The organism is Streptomyces sp. NPDC058796, from assembly GCF_042745235.1.
GTDB lineage: Bacteria > Actinomycetota > Actinomycetes > Streptomycetales > Streptomycetaceae > Streptomyces.
In genome coordinates this window covers 1-19,987 of record NZ_JBHYOP010000023.1, presented here as the reverse complement: position 1 = coordinate 19,987, position 19,987 = coordinate 1, and the positions used below count along the sequence as shown (strand labels likewise).

The following is a 19,987-nucleotide window of genomic DNA, read 5'->3' as shown; positions in this document are numbered from 1 at the left end:
TTCCCGTCCGAGGCACGTCGTTCCACGAGCCGCAGGAGGCTGACAGGTGTCGAGCGCAGCCGAGCAGGAGGCGGTGGCCGGGAAACAGGCCGCCGAGGACGGGCCCGCGCGTCCCGCCGTCGTGGTCAACGGCTCACGGCGTGCCGCGCCGCCGCCCGCCGTGCCGGCCTGGCCGGGGACACCGGTGCCGCTGGGCGCCCGGTTCCGGACCGGCCCGGACGGGGTGGCGGGGACGAACTTCGCGCTGTGGGCGGGCGGGGCGGAGACGGTGGAGCTCTGCCTCTTCGACGAGCGGGGCCCCGACGGCACGGAGAGCCGGGTGCGGCTGACCGAGCTGACCCACGAGATCTGGCACGGCTTCGTGCCCGGTGTGCGGCCCGGGCAGCGCTACGGCTACCGGGTGCACGGCCGCTGGGACCCGTGGACCGGCGCCCGCTGGAACCCGGCGAAGCTGCTGCTCGACCCGTACGCACGTGCGGTGGACGGTGACTTCTCCCTGCCCGCCGAGGTGTACGGCCACGTCCGGGACTGGCCCGAGCAGCACGTGGCGGACACCGTCCGCGACGACCGGGACTCGGCGCCGTACGTCCCGAAGGGCGTGGTCGTCCATGACGACGACGACTGGGCGGACGACCGCCGGCCCAAGACCCCGTGGGCGGACTCGGTCATCTACGAGCTGCACGTCAAGGGCTTCACCAAGCTCCACCCGGACATCCCGCCCGAGCTGCGCGGCACGTACGCGGGCCTCGCGCACCCGGCGGCGATCGGGCACCTGACGCGGCTGGGCGTGACGGCGGTGGAGCTGCTGCCGGTGCACCAGTTCGCGCACGAGAGCCATCTGCTGGAGCGCGGCCTGCGGAACTACTGGGGCTACAACTCCATCGGCTACTTCGCCCCGCACGCCTCCTACGCCGCCTCCGGCACCACCGGTGAGCAGGTCGGCGAGTTCAAGCGGATGGTGCGCGCGCTGCACGCGGCGGGCATCGAGGTCATCCTCGACGTGGTCTACAACCACACGGCTGAGGCGGGCGAGCTCGGACCGACACTCTCCCTCAAGGGCATCGACAACCGCGGCTACTACCGCCTCCAGCCGGAAGCGCGCCGCTACGCCGACTACACCGGCTGCGGCAACACCCTGCACGTCGTCCAGCCGCACGTGCTGCGCCTGATCACCGACTCGCTGCGGTACTGGGTGACGGAGATGGGCGTGGACGGCTTCCGCTTCGACCTGGCGGCGGCACTGGCCCGCTCGATGCACGACGTCGACATGCTCTCCCCGTTCCTCGCCGTGATCGCCCAGGACCCGGTGCTGCGGCGGGTGAAGCTGATCGCCGAGCCGTGGGACGTGGGCTCGGGCGGCTACCAGGTGGGCGCCTTCCCACCCCTGTGGACGGAGTGGAACGACCGCTACCGCAATGCCGTGCGGGACTTCTGGCGGCACGCGCTGCCGGACGTCCGGGAGATGGGCTACCGCCTGTCGGGCTCCAGCGACCTGTACGCGTGGGGCGGGCGGCGCCCGTACGCCTCGGTCAACTTCGTCACCGCGCACGACGGCTTCACCCTGCGCGACCTGGTGTCCTACGAGCGCAAACACAACGAGGCCAACGGCGAGGGCAACCGGGACGGCACGGACGACAACCGCTCCTGGAACTGCGGCGCGGAGGGCGAGACCGACGACGCGGAGGTACGGGCACTGCGGCGGCGCCAGCTGCGCAACCTGCTGACCACGCTCCTGCTGTCGACCGGGGTGCCGATGCTGGTCGCCGGCGACGAGTTCGGCCGCACCCAGGGCGGCAGCAACAACGCCTACTGCCAGGACAACGAGACCAGCTGGCTGGACTGGAGCCTGCTGGACGACCCGGAGTGGCGGCCCCTGTTCGAGCTGACCTCCCGGCTGATCGCGCTGCGCCACGAGCACCCGGTGCTGCGCCGACGGGCCTTCTTCTCCGGCCGGGCACACTCCGCGGACGGCCTGCGCGATCTGGCCTGGTTCACCACGCGGGGCACCGAGATGACGGAGCAGGACTGGTACGCGCCCGCCGCCACCCTCGGCATGTACCTCTCCGGGCGGGACATCCCGGGCCGCGACGAGCGGGGCGCGCCGTTCGCCGACGACAGCTTCCTGGCCGTCCTGCACGCCGGGGAGCGTCCCGCGTCCTTCGTCCTGCCGGCCGCGCCGTGGGCGGAGCGGTACGAGGTGGTCGTGGACACCAGCGGGGAGGCGCAGGCGGAGGAGCCGGGCGGGACGCACGCCGCGGGGGCGGAGATCACGGTGCCGGCGCGGTCGGTGCTGCTGCTGAGGGTGGGCTGAGGGCGGCGGGGCGGGCGCGGACGGGGTGGGCGCGGACGAGGCGGAGGCGGCCGGTTCAGCCGAGGATGCCCCGGTCGTAGGCCGTCGCCACGGCCGCCGCCCGGTCGTTGACGCCGAGTTTGGCGTACAGGTGGGTGAGGTGGGTCTTCACGGTCGCCTCGCTGATGAACAGTTCGCGGGCGATCTCCTTGTTGGAGGTGCCGCGGGCGACCAGGCCCAGTACCTCGCGCTCACGGGCGGAGAGGGAGTCGCCGCCCGGCGTCCCCGGCGTGCGGACCGCGGAGACCAGGCGGGTGGCGACAGCCGGGGAGAGGACGGTGCGGCCCTGGGCGGCGGCGCGCACCGCGGTGAACAGCTCGTCGCGGGGCGCGTCCTTGAGGAGGTAGCCGGTGGCGCCCGCCTCGATCGCGGGCAGGGTGTCGGAGTCGGTGTCGTACGTGGTGAGGACCAGGACCTTGGCGCGGGCGCCGCGCCGGGTCAGCTCCCGGATGGCGTCCACGCCCGAGCCGCCCGGCATCCGCAGGTCCATGAGGACGACGTCCGGGTCGAGTACGGCGGCCCGCTCCAGCGCCTCCACGCCGTTCGCGGCCTCGCCGAGGACCCGGAAGCCGGGCGCGGAGTCGAACATGCCGCGCAGGCCGTCGCGTACGACGGGGTGGTCGTCGACGATGAGGAGGGAGATCACGGCGTCATCGGTCATGGCGGACCAACGGTACGCGAGCTGATACGGCCGTGCCCTGGCCGGGTTCGGCCTCGACGGTGAGCGAACCGGCGATGCGCTCGGCGCGGGCCCGCATGCCGGGGAGGCCGAAGCCGCCGACGGGGGTGTGCGTGCGCACGGAGAGCGGGTCGAAGCCCCGGCCGTCGTCGCGGATGTCGAGGGTGACCTCGTCGCCCATGTAGGAGAGGGTGACGCCGGCCCGGTCTGCGGCGGCGTGCCGGGCGGTGTTGGACAGCGCCTCCTGGGCGATGCGCAGGAGGGTGGCGGCGACCTCGTCGTGCAGCGGCTCGGTGGTCCCGGTGACCGTGAACCGGGCCTGCACGCCGGTCCGTTCGCCCCACTCCGTCACCGTCTTCTTCAGCGCGTCCGGCAGTCCGTCGTCGGCGAGGGCGACCGGCGAGAGGTTGTGCACGGAGCGGCGGGCCTCGCCGAGGCTGTGCCGGGCCAGGGCCAGGGCCCGCTCCGTGTGCTTGCGCGTGAGGTCCGCGTCCGGGGCGTTCGCGACGACCTGGAGCTGGGCGATGATGCCGGTCAGACCCTGGGCGAGGGTGTCGTGGATCTCGGCGGCGAGCCGGCGGCGCTCGTCGGCGACGCCGGCCTCCCGGGCCTGGACGAGGAGCTGGGCGTGCAGGGCGGCGTTCTCGTCGAGGGCCTGCTGCAACGCGGTGTTGGTGCGCTCCAGTTCGGCGATGGTCGCGGCCTGGGTACGGGTGCGTTCGTCCTCGCGGGCGGTGAGGTGTCCGAAGACGGCGATCATGCCGAGGTGGACGCCGAACAGCGCCACGAAGACCCCCCAGCCCAGCGCCCCGTGCGGCGGCAGCCCACCGGACTGCGAGCCTGCGATCGTCACGGCGGTGACGAGCAGCCCGGGCTTCAGCAGCCGGCGGGGCAGCAGGCGGTCGGCGTCGAAGTAGCCGACCGCGGCGAGGAAGGCGAAGAACGGGTTCAGCCAGCTCAGCGCGAAGGTGGCGGCCGCCCGCACCAGGTAGTAGCAGGCAGCGACCGGTGACGGGGCGTCCCGGGTGCGGGCGGAGTACCGGTCCCACCACAGCTGCCACAGCAGGACGGCGACGACGAGCACGGCGGTGGCGTACCGCTCGGCCTCGCTCATGCCGATGACGTCCATGGTCGCGGCGGTGAGCACGGCGCCGACGACCAGCATCGCGTACGGCCCCCAGCGACGCACGGTCGCCCAGCGCTGTTCCACTCCCGCCACGTCCCCCATGCCACCAGTGTGGGTCACGGCGGCGCTCACTCCCAGCGGAACCAGCGCGCGGCCGCCGCCGTGAGCAGCGCCGTCCAGCCCGCCAGTACCCCGAGGTGGGCCCAGCCCGGCCAGTCGCCGGCCGCGGCGTCGTTCAGGGCCTGCGCGGCGGCGCCGAACGGGGTCCAGCCGACGATGTCGGCCAGCACGTCGGGCATGGCCTCCACCGGCAGCCACACGCCCGCGCAGAACATCGCGGGGAAGAGCGCGGTCGACCCGATCGCGGTGGCGATCTTCGTCGTACGGGACAGGGCGGAGAGCAGGGCACCCAGGGCGAGGGAGGCGAGCAGGGCGAGCAGCAGCGCGAGGAGGTAGCCGAGCGGCTGCTCGGGCAGCGTCACGTCGAAGGCGAGCCGGCCGACCGTGAGGGTGAGCAGGGCAGAGAGCAGCGCGGCGCCGCCGAGCACCATCATCTGCGCGCTCAGCAGCGCGGTCGGGCGTACCGGCGTGGTCGACATCCGGCGCAGGACGCCGTTCTCCCGGTAGCCGGTGATGGTGGGCGGCATGCCCTGCAGCCCGCCCACGATCAGGCCGAGGAGGACGGCCACCGGCACGTAGGCGTCGACCGGGCGCAGACCGCCCAGGTTCGGGTCGGCGTCGCGGAAGGACGGGATGGAGCCCAGGATCACCAGCAGCAGGGTGGGGAAGAGCAGGATCCAGAAGACACCGCCGGGTTCACGTCCGAAGAGGCGGATCTCCGTCTTCAGTACGGCGGTGTTGAGGACGTCGGTGCTCATGCCGTGGCCTCCGTGAGGTCCAGGAAGGCGTCGTCCAGCGTGGCGTCGGTGACGCGCAGCTGGTGGGCGGTGACGCGGGTGCGGGCGAGGAGGGTGATGACGGCGTTGACCGTCTCGTCGGTGCCGGACAGCGTGACGCGGCCGTCCTTGCGCTGGACCGATGCGAGCCCCGGCAGCGCGTTCAGGTCGTCGTCGTCCAGCGCGGCGGACGGGGTGAAGCTGATGACGGTGGCACCCGCCGACCTGCGGATCAGCCCGGCCGGGGTGTCCAGGGCGGCGACCCGCCCCTTGTCGATCACGGCGATCCGGTCGCAGAGGCGCTGCGCCTCCTCCATGAAGTGCGTGACCAGCAGGACGGTGACGCCGCCTGCCCGGATGTCCTCGATGAGCTGCCAGGTGTCCCGGCGGGCGCGCGGGTCGAGGCCGGTGGTCAGCTCGTCCAGCACCACGACCCTCGGGTCGCCGATCAGGGCGAGCGCGATGGACAGGCGCTGCTTCTGGCCGCCGGAGAGCTTGCCGAACCGGGAGTCGAGCTTCGGGGTGAGACCCAGGCGTTCGGCGAGCGGTCGCCAGTCGACGGGCTTCGGGTAGAAGGCGGCGTACAGCTCCAGGGCCTCGCGGACGGTGAGTTTGGGCTGGAGGGCGCTCTGCTGGAGCTGGGCGCCGAGTACGCGGGTGACCTGCTCGTGATCGGCGACGGGGTCGAGGCCGGTGACGCGGACCCGGCCCGCGTCGGGGACGCGCAGGCCCCCGACGCACTCGACGGTGGTGGTCTTGCCCGCGCCGTTCGGACCGAGGACGCCGAAGATCTCGCCCTCTTCGACGGAGAAGGACACGCCGTCGACGGCGGGCCGGCCGCCGTAGGACTTGCGCAGTTCGCTGACTTCGATGACGGGCATGGCACCAGCGTCCCGGGACACGGGTGCACGGCACATCGGCCGTCGCGCTCGACGGTGCATCAGCCGATCGGTTGATGCACCCGTACGACCCCGTACGACCCGAGTACGGGCGGAAACTCGGTGGGCCTGTGTCAGTGGTGAACCGTAGGCTCGCTGCTGATGCCCACGACACCCGCCCCCGCCCCGGACCACCCTGCCGAGAAGCGTTCCACGGTGCGCGCCCTGCTGCGGCTGTGGCCGTATGTGCGGCCGGTGCGGGTGCGGTTGGGGACCGCCGCGGTCATCGCGATCCTCGCCTCCTGCGTGGGCCTGGTGATCCCGCTCGTCCTGAAGTGGATGGTGGACGGGCCGGTGGCCGACCGGGACCCGGCCGGTGTGTGGCTCGGCGCGCTGTACCTGCTGCTCCTCGGGGTGGCGGAGGCGCTGCTGTTCGGGCTGCGGCGGTGGCTGGTGGCCCGGCCGCTGTCGGCGGTCGAGGCGGGGATGCGGGCGGACCTGTACCGGCACCTGCAGCGGCTGCCGGTGGCCTTCCACGACCGGTGGCCCTCGGGGCAGTTGCTGTCGCGCGGGACCACGGACCTGATGCTGCTGCGCATGTTCCTCGCCTTCCCGCTGACGTTCCTGCTGGTCAACGGCGTCACGATCCTGGTCGGCGTCGGCATCATGCTGGTCCAGGACTGGACGCTGGGGTTGGTGATCCTCGGGCCCGCCATTCCGGTGATGATCACCTGCGGGATCTTCGAGAAGAAGTACTCCGCGGTGGCGCGGCGCGCGCAGGACCAGGTCGGGGACCTGACGACCGTGGTCGAGGAGAGCGTGCTCGGCGTCCGGATCATCAAGGGCTTCGGCCGGCACCGCAGCCAGGCCCGCGCCTTCCACGAGCTGTCGCACACGCTGCGCGGGACGGAGCTGCGCAAGGCGCGGCTGCTGGCGTCCATCTGGGCGGTCATCGTGACGCTGCCGGAGCTGGCGATCGGGGCGGCGCTGGTGGTGGGGGCGGTGCAGGTGGCGGACGGGTCGCTGTCGGCGGGGACGCTGGTGGCGTTCCTGTCCACGGCGCTGGCGCTGCGGTGGCCGGTGGAGTCGATCGGGTTCCTGCTGGCGATGAGCCAGGAGGCGGCGGCGGCCACGGACCGGTACTTCGAGGTGATGGACGCGGAGGTCGAATCGCCGGGGAGTCCGCGTCTGCCCGCGCCGGTGCCGCAGAGCGGGGAGCGCGGACCGGCGGTGCGGGCCGCCGGGCTGAACTTCGAGGCGGTCACGTTCCGCTACCCCGACGCGCCCCCCGACTCCCCTCCCCTCCTCGACCGCGTCGACCTCCACATCCGCCCCGGCGAGTCCATGGCCCTGGTCGGCGCCACCGGCAGCGGCAAGACGACGCTCACCGCGCTCGTCCCCCGCCTCCACGAGGTCACCTCCGGGCGGATCACGCTGGACGGCGAGGACATCACCGCCCTGCCCCGCGAGGAGCTGCGCGCCCTGGTCGCCGTCGCCTTCGAGGAGCCGACCCTCTTCTCGGCGAGCGTCGGCGAGAACGTGCTGATGGGCGCCGCCGACGGCGCCGGAGACGAGGAGCTGGGCCGGGCCCTCGCCGTCGCGCAGGCCGGCTTCGCGCACGCCCTGCCCCAGGGCACCGGCACCCAGGTCGGCGAGCAGGGCCTGAGCCTGTCCGGCGGCCAGCGCCAGCGCCTGGCGCTCGCCCGGGCGGTCGTCGGCAGACCGAGGTTCCTCGTCCTGGACGACCCGCTGTCCGCGCTGGACGTGCACACGGAGGCCGCGGTGGAGGCCGCCCTGCGGGAGGTGCTCGCGGACACCACCGCCCTGATCGTGGCCCACCGCCCCTCCACCGTCCTGCTCGCCGACCGCGTCGCCCTGCTCTCGGGCGGCCGGATCGCCGCCGTCGGCACCCACCACGAACTGCTGCGCGCCAACGCCGAGTACGCCCACCTGATGTCCGGGCTCGACGGGCCGGAGGAGCCCGGAAAGGAGGACGGCCGATGACCGCGCCCACGGCCACCGCGCCGGACAGGGAACGGCCCGGGGACGAGCCGGCCGCCGAGAGCCCGGCCCGCACGGCCGACGACGCCTTCGACCGGGACGTCCTGCCCAGCCCGCCGGGCGCGACCGGCACCCTGCTGCGTTCGTTGCTGGCGCCGGTGAGGGCCCGCGTCGCCCTCACCGCCTTCCTCCTGCTGCTCCAGCAGGCGGCCGTGCAGGCGGGCCCGTTGCTGGTGGCGTACGCCATCGACCAGGCCGTACCGGCCCTGCGGGACGCCGACCACGGCCCGCTGATCGCGGTCGGCGCCGGTTACCTGCTCTGCTCGCTGGCCGCCGGCGGACTGCAGTACGCCTTCGTCGCGGCGGCCGCCCGGGTCAGCCAGGACGTGCTGCTGGACCTCAGGGGCCGGATCTTCCGGCACGCGCAGGCACTGAGCGTCGACTTCCACGAGCGCTACACCTCGGGCCGGCTGATCTCCCGCTCCACCACGGACGTGGAGTCGCTGCGGGAGCTGCTCGACGAGGGCCTCCAGGAACTGGTGACGGTCATCCTGTCCTTCGTCTACATCGCGGCGTTGCTGCTCTGGCTGGACCTGGGCCTCGGCGGCGTCGCGGTGGCGTCGTTCGTGCCGCTGTACACGCTGGTGCGGCTGTACCGGCGGCGCGCGGGGCGGGTGTACCGGCGGCGGTCCACGGCGATCGCCGCGGTGATCGTGAAGTTCGTGGAGACGATGAACGGCATCCGTCCGGTGCGCGCCTTCCGCCGTGAAGCGGCCAACGACGCCGACTTCGCCGTACTGAACCGGCGCCACGAACGGTCCAACGGCGACGCGCTGCTGGAGATGGCCCGCTACGTCGTCGGCTCGCGGCTGGTCGCCAACACGGCCGTGGCCGGGATCGTGCTGTGGGGCGCCTACCGGGTCGCGGACGGCACGCTGGCGCTCGGCGTGCTGGCGGCGGCGGTGCTGTACCTGCGCCGGCTGTACGACCCGATCGACCGGCTCGGCATGTTCCTGAACTCCTACCAGTCGGCGGCTGCCTCCCTGGAGAAGATCGCCGGACTGCTGGCGCAGACGCCGTCGGTGCCGGAGCCGACCGCGCCGAAGGAGCTGCCGCCGCCGGCGTCGGAGCATCCCGGACGCGAGGTCGTGTTCGAGGACGTCCGCTTCGGCTACCGCACCGGCGGAGAGGTGCTGCCCCGCTTCGCCCTGACGATCCCGGCCGGGCAGACGGTCGCCGTCGTCGGCTCGACCGGCGCGGGCAAGTCGACGCTGGCCAAGCTGCTCGCCCGGTTCTACGACCCCTCCGACGGACGCGTTCTGCTGGACGGCACCGACCTGCGCGACCTGGCCGTGCCGGAACTGCGGCGCGGGGTGGTGATGGTGACGCAGGAGGCCTTCCTGTTCTCCGGGACCGTCGCCGACAACATCGCCATCGGCCGTCCGGAGGCGACGCGGGAGGAGATCGAGCGGGCCGCGAAGGCGATCGGCGCCCACGACTTCATCGCCGCGCTGCCCGACGGCTACGACACCGACGTACGCAAGCGGGGCGGCCGCATCTCCGCCGGTCAGCGGCAACTGGTGGCCTTCGCCCGGGCGTTGCTGGCGAACCCGGCGGTGCTGATCCTGGACGAGGCGACCAGCTCGCTGGACATCCCGGGCGAGCGGGCCGTGCAGCGGGCCATGGCGACGGTGCTGAAGGGCCGTACGGCGGTGGTGATCGCGCACCGGCTCTCCACCGTGGAGATCGCCGACCGGGTGCTGGTGATGGAGCGCGGCCGGATCGTGGAGGACGGCACGCCGGACGAGCTGATCGCCGGTACGGGCCGCTTCGCGGACCTGCACCGGGCGTGGCGGGACAGTCTCGCGTGAGGGCGGGACCGCGCCGGGTCTTCGGGGGGAGAGCAACGGTGATCGACGCGTACGGGGATCCGGGCACACCGGAACGCGGGGGCGGCTGGCGGTATCTGGCGTGGCTGGTGCGGAGGCAGTGGCCGCGCTGTCTGGCGGGGGCGGTGCTGGCCAGTGTGTGGATGGTGCTGCTGGCGGCGACGCCGTACCTGATGGCGCGGGCGATCGACCACGGTCTGACGCCCGGTGACCTGGGCGCGCTGGCGGGCTGGACGGGTGCCCTGGTCGCCGCCGGGGTGTTCAACGCCTGGCTGGGCACCATGCGGCACCGCACGATGACGCGGGTGCGGATGGACGCCAACTTCCGCACGGTCAAGGTGGTCGTCGGGCACGCCGCGCGGCTCGGTGCGGCGCTGCGCCGGCAGGTGGGGGCCGGGGAGGTCGTCACCATCGGGGTGGGTGACGTGCAGACCATCAGCACCTCCATGACGGCCGTGGGCCCCGGCGTCGGTGCCGTGGTCGCCTACGCGGCCGTCGGCGGACTGCTGCTGTCGGTGTCGACGCGGCTCGCCCTGGTGGTGCTGATCGGGGTGCCGCTGCTCGGCGTGGTGCTCGGGCCGCTCATGGGGCGGTTGCAGGGCAGGGAGACCGAGTACCGGGAGCGGCAGTCCGTGCTGACCGCGCGGATCGGCGACCTCGCGGGCGGGCTGCGGGTGCTGAACGGCCTGGGCGGCAAGGGCCTGGTCGCGGACGCGTTCCGCCGGGACTCGGGGCGGCTGCGCGAGCAGGGCTACCGGGTCGGCGCGGTGACCAGCTGGATCCAGGCCCTGGGGGTGGGCCTGCCGATGCTGTTCCTGGCGCTGGTGACCTGGCTGGGGGCCCGGCTGGCCGTGCAGGGGCACATCAGCGTCGGCGAGCTGGTGTCCGTGTACGGGTATGTGGTGGCGCTGGGCTGGCCGGTGGCGTTCCTCATCGAGATGGGCCACCAGCTCAGCCGGGGCGTGGTCGCCGCCCGCCGGGTGGTGGCGTTCCTGTGCCTGGAGCCCGAGCCGGACACCGGCACGCGTGACGCCCCCGCCGAGCCGTCGGTGCTGTACGACCCGGATTCGGGAGTACGGGTCCTCCCCGGCCGCCTGACCGCCCTGGCCGCCGCCCGCCCGGTGGACGCCGCCGGACTCGTCGACCGTCTGGGCCGCTACGCCCCCTCCGAGGTGACCTGGGGAGACGTCCCGCTGTCCGAGGTACCGCTCGCACAGGTCCGGTCCCGCATCCTGGTCGCGGAGGCGGAGGCCGACCTCTTCGCGGGCCCCCTGCGCGAAGTGATAGGCGCTCAGGAAACGCCGCTCAGGGACGCGGGCGGTGCCGAGAGGCGGCTCCGCCCCGTGGGCGCGACCAGCCACAACAGGCCCGCAGCCGCCCGACAGCACACCGGGGCAGCCCAGAGGGCGAACCTCACCCGGGCCATCCATGCCGCCGCCGCCGAAGACATAGTCCAGTCCCTCCCAGACGGCCTTGAAACCCAGGTCGCCGCCCAGGGACGCGACCTGTCCGGCGGTCAACGCCAACGCGTCCGCCTGGCCCGAGCCCTGTTCGCCGACCCCGAGATCCTGCTCGCCGTGGAGCCGACCTCCGCCCTGGACGCCCACACCGAGGCCACCGTCGCGCACCGTCTGCGGGACGCCCGCGCGGGGCGTACGACCGTGGTGGCCAGCACCTCGCCCCTCCTGCTCGACCGGGCGGACGTGGTGCACCACCTGGTCGACGGCAAGGTCGTCGCCACCGGCACCCACCGCGGACTCCTCGCCACCGAGCCGGGATACCGCGCACTGGTCTCCAGGGAAGACAGCGAGGGCGAGGTGCTCCCATGACGTCCGAAGGGCGGCTGCCCGTCGCGGGGCGCACCGACGTCCGCCGCGCGGCGGCCGGCCTGATCCGCGCCGACCGGCGGTCCTTCGCGGTCGTCATCGGTCTGAACGCGCTGGCGGCGCTCGCCGGGCTCGCGGGCCCGTGGCTGCTGGGCCGGATCGTCGACGAGGTGCGCGCCGGGGGCGGCGTCGGTGCCGTGGACCGGATGGCGCTCGCCATCCTGCTGTGCTCCCTCGCCCAGCTCCTGCTGGCCCGCTGGGCGCGGTACGTGGGCCACCGTTTCGGTGAGCGGACCCTCGCGCGGGTGCGGGAGCGGTTCGTGGACCGCGCGCTCGCCCTGCCGGCCTCGGTCGTGGAGCGGGCCGGCACCGGCGACCTGACGACGCGCGGCACCGCCGACGTGACCACGGTCGGCACGACGCTGCGCGACGCCGGGCCCGAGCTGCTGATCAACTCCGTGCAGGCGCTGTTCCTGGCCGCCGCCGTGTTCGTGCTCGACCCGCTGCTCGGTCTGGTCGGCGTGCTGGGGCTGACGCCGGTCTGGTGCGTGCTGCGCTGGTACCTGCGCCGGGCGCGGGCGGGCTATCTCGCCGAGGGAGCGGCGAACTCGGAGGTCGCCGAGAGCCTGACGGCCACGGTGGCCGGGGCCCGCACCGTCGAGGCGTTGCGGCTGACCGGGCGCCGCGTCGCGTCGAACCGCGGCGCGCTGGAGGAGTCGCGGCGCACCCGGTTCCACACGCTGTTCCTGCGCAGCGTCTTCTTCCCGGCGGTGGAGATCTCGTACGTCCTCCCCGTGGCGGGCGTGCTGCTGACCGGCGGTGTCCTGCACACGCACGGGTCGGTGAGCCTCGGCGCGGTGGTGTCGTGCGCCGTGTACCTCCAGCAGCTCGCCGGGCCGCTCGACGAGGTACTGATGCGCGTCGAGCAGCTCCAGGCCGGCGGGGCGTCGTTCGCGCGGGTCGAGGGGCTGGCGCGGGCTCCGCGCGCGACACCGGACGACTCGCCGGTGCCGGCGGACGACCGGATCGACGTGACCGGCGTCCGGTACGCCTACGACCGGGGCGGCGAGGTGCTGCGCGGCGTGGACCTGACCGTGCGGCCGGGTGAACGGCTGGCGGTGATGGGGCCGTCCGGGGCGGGCAAGACCACGCTGAGCCGGCTGCTGGCGGGCGTGGACGCGCCGACCGGGGGCTCGGTGACGGTGGGCGGGGTGCCGGTGAGCGCTCTGGGGCCGGAGCGGCTGCGCCGCCAGGTCGTGCTGGTCACCCAGGAGCACCACGTCTTCCTCGGCACGGTCCGGGACAATCTCCTCATCGCCGAACCGGCGGCCACGGACGAGCAGTTGTGGTCGGCCCTGGCCGCCGTGGGTGCCGAGCGGTGGGTGAGGGAACTGCCCGACGGCCTCGGCGCCGAGCTGGGCACGGGCGGCCACCGCACGGACGGCTCGCAGGCCCAGCAGCTCGCCCTGGCCCGGGTGGTGCTGGCCGACCCGCACACGCTGATCCTGGACGAGGCCACCGCCCTGCTGGACCCGACCACGGCCCGGCACACCGAGCGCGCCCTGGCCGCCGTGCTGGAGGGCCGCACGGTCATCGCCATCGCGCACCGCCTGCACACCGCGCACGACGCCGACCGGGTGGCGGTGATGGAGGACGGCCGGCTCGTCGAACTGGGCACGCACGACGAGCTGGTGGCGGCGCGGGGCGCGTACGCGGCGCTGTGGAACTCCTGGCACGGGGAGCCGTCCGCGGGGCCCGTTACTGACTGAGCGGGCAGTCAGTACCACATCCGGGCAACCCTTCCGTATATCGAACATGAACGCCCGGACAACGAACGATTTCCGGCCAACTTCCTGACGCGCTCCTGACAGGAGCATCGCTCGCCTGCCACTCTTCCCACGGCCGTTCCACAGCGCCCCCACAGCTTTCCCGACAGCGCTGTGCGGCCGCCAGCTCCTGGCACGTGGTTTCTGCGTACCGAACCAGTACCGCCCGGCCGGCCCACCCGCCGACCGGTCTCCCCTGGCCGCGCGACCCGCGGCCACGCAGAAGGAGTCAGTGTTGAGCAGTAGTTCTCCCCACAGACGCACCTCCCACACCGCGTCCCCCCGCACCACCCGCCGCCGCACCGCCGCCGCCGTCGCGCTGGCCGGTGTCGCCGCGCTGATCGCCACCGCGGTCCAGTCCCAAGCCGCCACCGCGGCGCCCGTCCAGGCGCCCGCACCGGGTGCCGAATCGGTCAAGCTCAGCCCGGCCCAGCGCGCCGAGCTGATACGCGACGCCAACGCCACCAAGGCGAAGACCGCCGACGACCTCGGCCTGGGCGCCAAGGAGAAGCTGGTCGTACGCGACGTCGTCAAGGACCGCGACGGCACCGTGCACACCCGCTACGAGCGCACCTACGACGGACTGCCGGTCCTCGGCGGCGACCTCGTCGTCACCACCGACGGCGGCAGGACCGAGCGGGTCGTGAAGGCCACCCCGAAGGCGATCAAGCCGGCCACGGTGAGGCCGAAGATCTCCGCCGCGAAGGCCGAGACGCAGGCCGTGTCCGCCGCGAAGGCCGCCGGTGCCGAGGCAGCGGATGCCGACCGCGCGCCGCGCAAGGTGATCTGGGCGGCGAACGGCACCCCGGTCCTGGCGTACGAGACGGTCGTCGGCGGCCTCCAGGAGGACGGCACCCCGAACGAGCTGCACGTCGTCACCGACGCCGCCACCGGCGCCAAGCTCTACGAGTACCAGGCGATCCACAACGGCACCGGCAACACCATGTACAGCGGCACGGTGACGCTGGGCACCGCGCAGTCCGGGTCGTCGTACACGCTGACCGACACGACCCGCGGCAACCACAAGACGTACAACCTGAACCGGGGCACCTCCGGCACCGGCACGCTCTTCTCCGGCCCCGACGACGTGTGGGGCAACGGCAGCCCGTCCAACGCCGAGACCGCCGCCGCCGACGCCCACTACGGTGCCGCGCTGACCTGGGACTACTACAAGAACGTCCAGGGCCGTTCCGGTATCCGCGGTGACGGAGTGGGCGCCTACTCCCGGGTCCACTACGGCAACAACTACGTCAACGCCTTCTGGTCGGACTCCTGCTTCTGCATGACGTACGGCGACGGCTCCGGCAACGCGAACCCGCTGACGTCCATCGACGTGGCCGCGCACGAGATGACGCACGGCCTCACCTCCAACACCGCCGGGCTCAACTACAGCGGCGAGTCCGGCGGCCTGAACGAGGCCACCTCCGACATCTTCGGCGCGTCCGTCGAGTTCTACGCGAACAACTCCTCCGACGTCGGTGACTACCTCATCGGCGAGGAGATCGACATCAACGGCGACGGCACTCCGCTGCGCTACATGGACAAGCCCAGCAAGGACGGCGCGTCCAAGGACTACTGGTACTCGGGGATCGGCAACGTCGACGTCCACTACTCGTCCGGCCCGGCCAACCACTTCTTCTACCTGCTGAGCGAGGGCAGCGGCACCAAGACCATCAACGGTGTCACCTACGACTCGCCCACCTCGGACGGCCTCCCGGTCACCGGCATCGGCCGCGAGAAGGCCGCGAAGATCTGGTTCCGCGCGCTGACCACCAAGTTCACGTCGACCACCAACTACGCGGGCGCCCGCACCGGCACCCTCGCGGCGGCCGGTGAGCTGTACGGCACCGACAGCGCCGAGTACACGGCGGTGCAGAACGCCTGGGCGGGCATCAACGTCGGCCCGCGCCCCGGTGACGGCGGCGGTGGCGACGGCACGACCTTCGAGAGCGGCACGAACGTGAACATCCCCGACTACGGGTCGGCGGTGACCTCCTCGATCACGGTCTCGGGCCGGGCGGGCAACGCGCCGAGCAACCTCAAGGTGGGCGTGGACATCGTGCACAGCTGGCGCGGTGACCTGCGGATCGACCTGGTCGCCCCCGACGGGACGGCGTACCTGCTGAAGAGCAGCGGCTACGACCCGGCAAAGGACGTGCACGAGACCTACACGGTCAACGCCTCCTCCGAGACGGCCAACGGCACCTGGAAGCTGCGCGTCCAGGACCAGGGCCGGCAGGACACCGGGTACATCGACTCCTGGCGGCTGACCTTCCCGTAGGCCCTTCGCGGCCCCACGGTGTGACGGGCGGCACCCGGAACCAGCGGTTCCCGGGTGCCGCCCTACCCTTGGTGCCCATGTCCTTCACGTACGACGACGTCGGCGCCACCCGTGAGCAGGACGCCTGCCCGCCCGGCTTCCGCCCCATGCACGTGCGCACCCGCCTCGGGGAGGGCGAACCGGTGTTCCGGCGCGCGGCCGAGGCCGTGCTCACCTGGGAGATGCACCGGGAGATGGGGGTCGGCATCGACGCGAGCGCGGAACGCGCCGCGCCCGGCGTCGACGTCACCGTCACCCTCGCCGGGATGATCAAGGCGCCCTGCCGGGTGGTGTGGACGCTGGAGGAGCACCGCCGGGCCGGCTGGGCCTACGGCACGCTGCCCGGTCATCCGGAGTCCGGCGAGGAGGCCTTCGTGGTCGACCGGACGGGCGACGGCACGGTCTGGCTGACCGTGCGCGCCTTCAGCCGCCCCGCCAAGTGGTATGCCAAGGCCGGCGGGCCCGCCGCCCGGGCCTTCCAGCACGCCTACGCCCGCCGCTGCGGCACCGTCCTGCGGCGGCTGAGCGGGGGCGACGAGGAGGACTGACCCCGGCGGGAGATTCCCTCCCCGTCACCCCCGGGCGCGCTCACCGCATCAGCAGCCCCGCCGCCTGGGCCAGGTCGTCCGACGGCACCGCGACCAGCCCCGCCTCCGCGCCGGACGCCAGCAGGCGGTGCGCGGGCAGGATTCGGACCGTGTACCCGAAGGGGCCGGTGCGGTCCAGGGCGAGCGGGCCCTCGTACAGCCAGCGGCCCTCCAGGTCGGGGCCGCCCACCGGTTTCAGCGGCACCGTCGCCGCGTCGGTGATCCGGTCCTCGGTGTCGACCCGGCCGGAGACCGCCTGCACCTCGACGTCGTCCGGCGCGAGTTCGCCGAGGTTCACCCGCACCCGCAGCCCCAGCGTCGTGCCGAGTTCGGCGCTGGCGGTGGCGGCGGACGTCTCCACGTGGTCGACGCTCACCCCGGGCCACGCGGTGCGCACCCGGGCCTTCCACTCGGCCAGCGCCCGCGCGGAGTCCGGGTCCATCGCGCGGTGCGCCTCGGCCGCCGGGGCGTAGAGGCGTTCGACGTACTCGCGGACCATGCGCCCGGCCAGCACCTTCGGCCCCAGCAGGCTCAGCGTCCTGCGGACCATCTCGATCCACCGGTCGGGCAGCCCGCTCGCGCCCCGCTCGTAGAAGCGCGGGGTGATCCGCTGTTCCAGCAGGTCGTAGAGGGCGTCGGCCTCTATGGCGTCGCGCCGGTCGGGGTCGGTCCCGGAACCGTCGGCGGTGGGGATCGCCCAGCCGAAGTCCGGCTGGTACCACTCGTCCCACCAGCCGTCCAGCACCGACAGGTTCAGGCAGCCGTTGAGCGCCGCCTTCATGCCGGAGGTGCCGCACGCCTCCAGGGGGCGCAGGGGGTTGTTCAGCCAGATGTCGCAGCCCGGGTAGAGCTTCTGCGCCATCGCCATGCCGTAGTCCGGCAGGAACACGATCCGGTGCCGCACCCGCGGGTCGTCCGCGAACCGCACCAGCTCCTGCACCAGCCGCTTACCGCCGTCGTCCGCCGGGTGCGCCTTGCCCGCGACGACGATCTGGATCGGCCGCTCGGAGTGCAGCAGCAGGTCCATCAGGCGGTCGCGGTCGCGCAGCATCAGCGTCAGGCGCTTGTACGACGGGACGCGGCGCGCGAAGCCGATGGTGAGCACGTCGGGGTCGAGGACGTCGTCGATCCAGCCCAGCTCGGCGGTCCCGGCGCCGCGCTGCCGCCAGGAGACGCGCAGCCGTTCCCGTACCTCCTCCACCAGTTGCTCGCGCAGGGTGCGGCGCAGCTCCCAGATGTCCTGGTCGGGGATGTCGGCGACCGAGTCCCACCGGTCCGAGCCGCCGACGGTCAGCGCGTCCTCGGCCCGCTGCACGCCGATCTGCCGGGCGCCGAGGCGGAACACCTCTGGGGCCACCCAGGTCGGTGCGTGCACGCCGTTGGTGACGGAGGTGATCGGCACCTCGTCGGCGTCGAAGCCGGGCCACAGCCCGGAGAACATCCCCCGGCTGACCCCGCCGTGCAGCAGGGAGACGCCGTTGGCCCGCTGGGCCAGGCGCAGGCCCATCACGGCCATGTTGAACAGGTTGGGCTCGCCGCCGGGGTAGGTCTCCATGCCGAGGCGCAGGACGCGGTCGACGTCGATGCGCGGGAGTTCGGCGTCGGGGCCGAAGTGGCGGGCGACCAGCTCGCGGTCGAAGCGGTCGATGCCGGCCGGGACCGGGGTGTGGGTGGTGAAGACGGTCCCGGCCCGGACCGCCTCCAGGGCGGAGGTGAACTCGAGTCCCTCGTCGCACAGTTCGGCGATGCGTTCCAGCCCGAGGAAGCCCGCGTGGCCCTCGTTGGTGTGGAACACCTCCGGCGCCACGTGGCCGGTGAGCCGGCAGTACGTGCGTACCGCCCGGACACCTCCTATGCCGAGCAGCATCTCCTGGAGCAGCCGGTGCTCGCTGCCGCCGCCGTAGAGCCGGTCGGTGACGCCGCGTTCGCCGAGGTCGTTCTCCTCGACGTCCGAGTCCAGCAGGAGCAGCGGCACGCGGCCTACCTGGGCCTGCCAGATCCGGGCGCGCAGCTCCCGGCCGCCGGGCAGGGCGAGCGCCACCTGCGCGGGAGTGCCGTCGGGCTCCTCCAGAAGGGCCAGGGGCAGCTCGTGGGGGTCGAGGACGGGGTAGTGCTCCTGCTGCCAGCCGTCCCGGGAGAGGGACTGGCGGAAGTAGCCGTGGCGGTAGAGCAGGCCGACGCCGACGAGCGGCACGCCCAGGTCGCTGGCGGCCTTCAGGTGGTCGCCGGCCAGGATGCCGAGGCCGCCGGAGTACTGGGGCAGGGCGGCGGTGATGCCGAACTCGGGCGAGAAGTAGGCGACGGCGGCGGGGAGCCGGCCGGTCTGCGCCTGGTACCACCGGTCACCGGTCATGTAGTGGTCGAGGTCGTCGGCCACCGCGGTGAGCCGGCGCAGGAAGCGCCGGTCCTCGGCCAGCTCCGCGAGGCGGGCGGGCGGCACGGTGCCGAGCAGCCGTACGGGGTCGCGGCCGGACGCGGCCCAGCACTCTGGGTCGACGGACTGGAAGAGGTCGCGGGTCTCCGGATGCCAGGACCAGCGCAGGTTGCGGGCCAGATCACTGAGCGGCCGGAGGGAGTCGGGGAGTACGGGACGGACGGTCAGTCGACGGATCGCCTTCACCCCCACGACGTTACCGGCGTGATGTGTCCCTCGCCGGGGGCTTCGCCCGAAGATCTCCGATTCGGCCTGAACGGCGTCGTGTCCGGTCGCCGGACGGGCTAATAGCCACCGGCGTGTCGATCTCCCGGCGGGGAAGTCGTCCGGTCAGGACCGTCGCGTGTGTCGACATACGCGTGAGTAGTCATCAAAGTGCCGGATTGCCCACCCGAAGAGTGTGGGAAGGCTCCTGCGGTACGCCCCACACGCACCGCCGCAGGACCCACCTCCCCAGAGTCATCCGCCCACCCACGTTGACGCGGACAGGAGCGGTCATGCCCGCCACGCACCACTCGTCAGCACCCCCCGGAGCGACCCCCGGCGCACGCCCCGAAGCGCCACGCGGAGCCCCACGCGACACCCCGCCCGTGGCGCCGTCCGCGGACGGCGGCCCCGTCGTCGGACGCATCCCCGTCCTGGACGTCCTCCCGATGGTCCGTCAGGGACGCAGGCCCGCCAAGGCCGTGACCGGCGAGTCGTTCCAGGTCTCGGCCACCGTGTTCCGCGAGGGACACGACGCGGTGGCCGCCAACGTCGTACTGCGGGACCCGGAGGGCCGGCCGGGTCCCTGGACCCCGATGCGCGAGCTGGCCCCGGGCACCGACCGCTGGGGCGCCACCGTCACCGCCGGCGAACCGGGACTGTGGACGTACGTCGTGGAGGCGTGGGGCGACCCGGTCACCACCTGGCGGCACCACGCGCGGATCAAGGTGCCGGCGGGCATCGACACCGGCCTGGTCCTGGAGGAGGGCGCCCGGTTGTACGAGCGGGCCGCCGCGGAGGTGCCCGGCGGCGCGGACCGGCGCGCGCTGCTGGCCGCGGCCGGCGCGCTGCGGGACGAGGACCGGCCCGCCGCGTCCCGGCTGGCGGCGGCGTTGACGCCGGAGGTGGACGCGGTGCTGGCCCGGCACCCGCTGCGGGAACTGGTCACCACCTCCGACCCGCTGCCCCTG

At 73.4% G+C, this 19,987-nt stretch carries 13 protein-coding genes; 8 read left to right on the top strand and 5 right to left on the bottom strand.

The genetic code is table 11. The features are described 5' to 3' along the window. The first annotated feature begins 46 nt into the window (after positions 1-46). Positions 47-2,311 carry a glycogen debranching protein GlgX gene (gene glgX / locus ACFW47_RS34055; RefSeq protein ID WP_386308159.1) on the top strand — a complete coding sequence of 755 codons (2,265 nt, stop codon included), beginning with the start codon at positions 47-49 and terminating at the stop codon, positions 2,309-2,311. Between the two features lie 55 nt (positions 2,312-2,366). On the opposite strand, the gene ACFW47_RS34050 is transcribed toward glgX, so the two are convergent. The 4 genes from ACFW47_RS34050 to ACFW47_RS34035 are packed head-to-tail and all read right to left on the bottom strand — an operon-like array spanning position 2,367 to position 5,932. Further along, entirely contained in the window at positions 2,367-3,011 is a 645-nt protein-coding gene (locus tag ACFW47_RS34050) for a response regulator (protein WP_386288906.1), read from the bottom strand. After that, a complete protein-coding gene (locus ACFW47_RS34045; RefSeq protein WP_386308158.1) occupies positions 3,001-4,257 on the bottom strand; it encodes a sensor histidine kinase in 1,257 nt (418 codons plus the stop codon). Before ACFW47_RS34045 ends, ACFW47_RS34050 begins: the two co-directional genes overlap by 11 nt. Before the next feature lie 26 nt (positions 4,258-4,283). Continuing rightward, positions 4,284-5,033, bottom strand: coding sequence for an ABC transporter permease (locus tag ACFW47_RS34040; protein ID WP_386308157.1), 750 nt, complete (start codon positions 5,031-5,033; stop codon positions 4,284-4,286). Further along, a complete protein-coding gene (locus ACFW47_RS34035) occupies positions 5,030-5,932 on the bottom strand; it encodes an ATP-binding cassette domain-containing protein (RefSeq protein ID WP_386308156.1) in 903 nt (300 codons plus the stop codon). The genes ACFW47_RS34040 and ACFW47_RS34035 overlap by 4 nt, the downstream gene beginning before the upstream one ends. Positions 5,933-6,091: 159 nt before the next feature. On the opposite strand from ACFW47_RS34035, the gene ACFW47_RS34030 reads away from it, so the two are divergent. The 6 genes from ACFW47_RS34030 to ACFW47_RS34005 all read left to right on the top strand — a co-directional run bounded on the left by ACFW47_RS34030 (position 6,092) and on the right by ACFW47_RS34005 (position 16,339). Then, complete coding sequence (locus tag ACFW47_RS34030; protein ID WP_386288900.1) at positions 6,092-7,933, top strand: ABC transporter ATP-binding protein; 1,842 nt, start codon at positions 6,092-6,094, stop codon at positions 7,931-7,933. Further along, positions 7,930-9,801, top strand: coding sequence for an ABC transporter ATP-binding protein (locus ACFW47_RS34025; RefSeq protein WP_386308155.1), 1,872 nt, complete (start codon positions 7,930-7,932; stop codon positions 9,799-9,801). Before ACFW47_RS34030 ends, ACFW47_RS34025 begins: the two co-directional genes overlap by 4 nt. Before the next feature lie 38 nt (positions 9,802-9,839). Then, positions 9,840-11,648: an ABC transporter ATP-binding protein gene (locus tag ACFW47_RS34020; RefSeq protein WP_386308154.1), complete on the top strand. Its 1,809-nt coding sequence runs from the start codon at positions 9,840-9,842 to the stop codon at positions 11,646-11,648. Beyond that, entirely contained in the window at positions 11,645-13,414 is a 1,770-nt protein-coding gene (locus ACFW47_RS34015) for an ABC transporter ATP-binding protein (RefSeq protein WP_386308153.1), read from the top strand. The genes ACFW47_RS34020 and ACFW47_RS34015 overlap by 4 nt, the downstream gene beginning before the upstream one ends. A 292-nt stretch (positions 13,415-13,706) precedes the next feature. Next, the gene (locus tag ACFW47_RS34010) at positions 13,707-15,752 is read left to right on the top strand and encodes a M4 family metallopeptidase (RefSeq protein WP_386288892.1); all 2,046 of its coding nucleotides are present in this window, start codon (positions 13,707-13,709) and stop codon (positions 15,750-15,752) included. A gap of 77 nt (positions 15,753-15,829) precedes the next feature. After that, complete coding sequence (locus ACFW47_RS34005) at positions 15,830-16,339, top strand: DUF1990 family protein (RefSeq protein WP_386288891.1); 510 nt, start codon at positions 15,830-15,832, stop codon at positions 16,337-16,339. A gap of 40 nt (positions 16,340-16,379) precedes the next feature. Here ACFW47_RS34005 and ACFW47_RS34000 read toward each other — a convergent pair whose 3' ends face one another. Next, positions 16,380-18,998 carry a glycosyltransferase family 1 protein gene (locus tag ACFW47_RS34000; protein WP_386308152.1) on the bottom strand — a complete coding sequence of 873 codons (2,619 nt, stop codon included), beginning with the start codon at positions 18,996-18,998 and terminating at the stop codon, positions 16,380-16,382. Positions 18,999-19,309: 311 nt separating this feature from the next. Between ACFW47_RS34000 and ACFW47_RS33995 the strand changes: the two genes are divergently transcribed. Continuing rightward, positions 19,310-19,987, top strand: a 678-nt coding sequence (locus ACFW47_RS33995) for a maltotransferase domain-containing protein (protein WP_386308151.1), incomplete at its 3' end; no start/stop codon positions are given.

Excerpts from the sequence above, each read along its gene's own strand:
- ACFW47_RS34015 (WP_386308153.1), top strand. The coding sequence starts at position 11,645 with ATGACGTCCGAAGGGCGGCTGCCCGTCGCGGGGCGCACCGACGTCCGC.
- ACFW47_RS34050 (WP_386288906.1), bottom strand. The coding sequence starts at position 3,011 with ATGACCGATGACGCCGTGATCTCCCTCCTCATCGTCGACGACCACCCC.
- ACFW47_RS34035 (WP_386308156.1), bottom strand. The coding sequence starts at position 5,932 with ATGCCCGTCATCGAAGTCAGCGAACTGCGCAAGTCCTACGGCGGCCGG.
- ACFW47_RS34005 (WP_386288891.1), top strand. The coding sequence starts at position 15,830 with ATGTCCTTCACGTACGACGACGTCGGCGCCACCCGTGAGCAGGACGCC.
- ACFW47_RS34025 (WP_386308155.1), top strand. The coding sequence starts at position 7,930 with ATGACCGCGCCCACGGCCACCGCGCCGGACAGGGAACGGCCCGGGGAC.
- ACFW47_RS34040 (WP_386308157.1), bottom strand. The coding sequence starts at position 5,033 with ATGAGCACCGACGTCCTCAACACCGCCGTACTGAAGACGGAGATCCGC.
- ACFW47_RS34045 (WP_386308158.1), bottom strand. The coding sequence starts at position 4,257 with ATGGGGGACGTGGCGGGAGTGGAACAGCGCTGGGCGACCGTGCGTCGC.
- ACFW47_RS34030 (WP_386288900.1), top strand. The coding sequence starts at position 6,092 with ATGCCCACGACACCCGCCCCCGCCCCGGACCACCCTGCCGAGAAGCGT.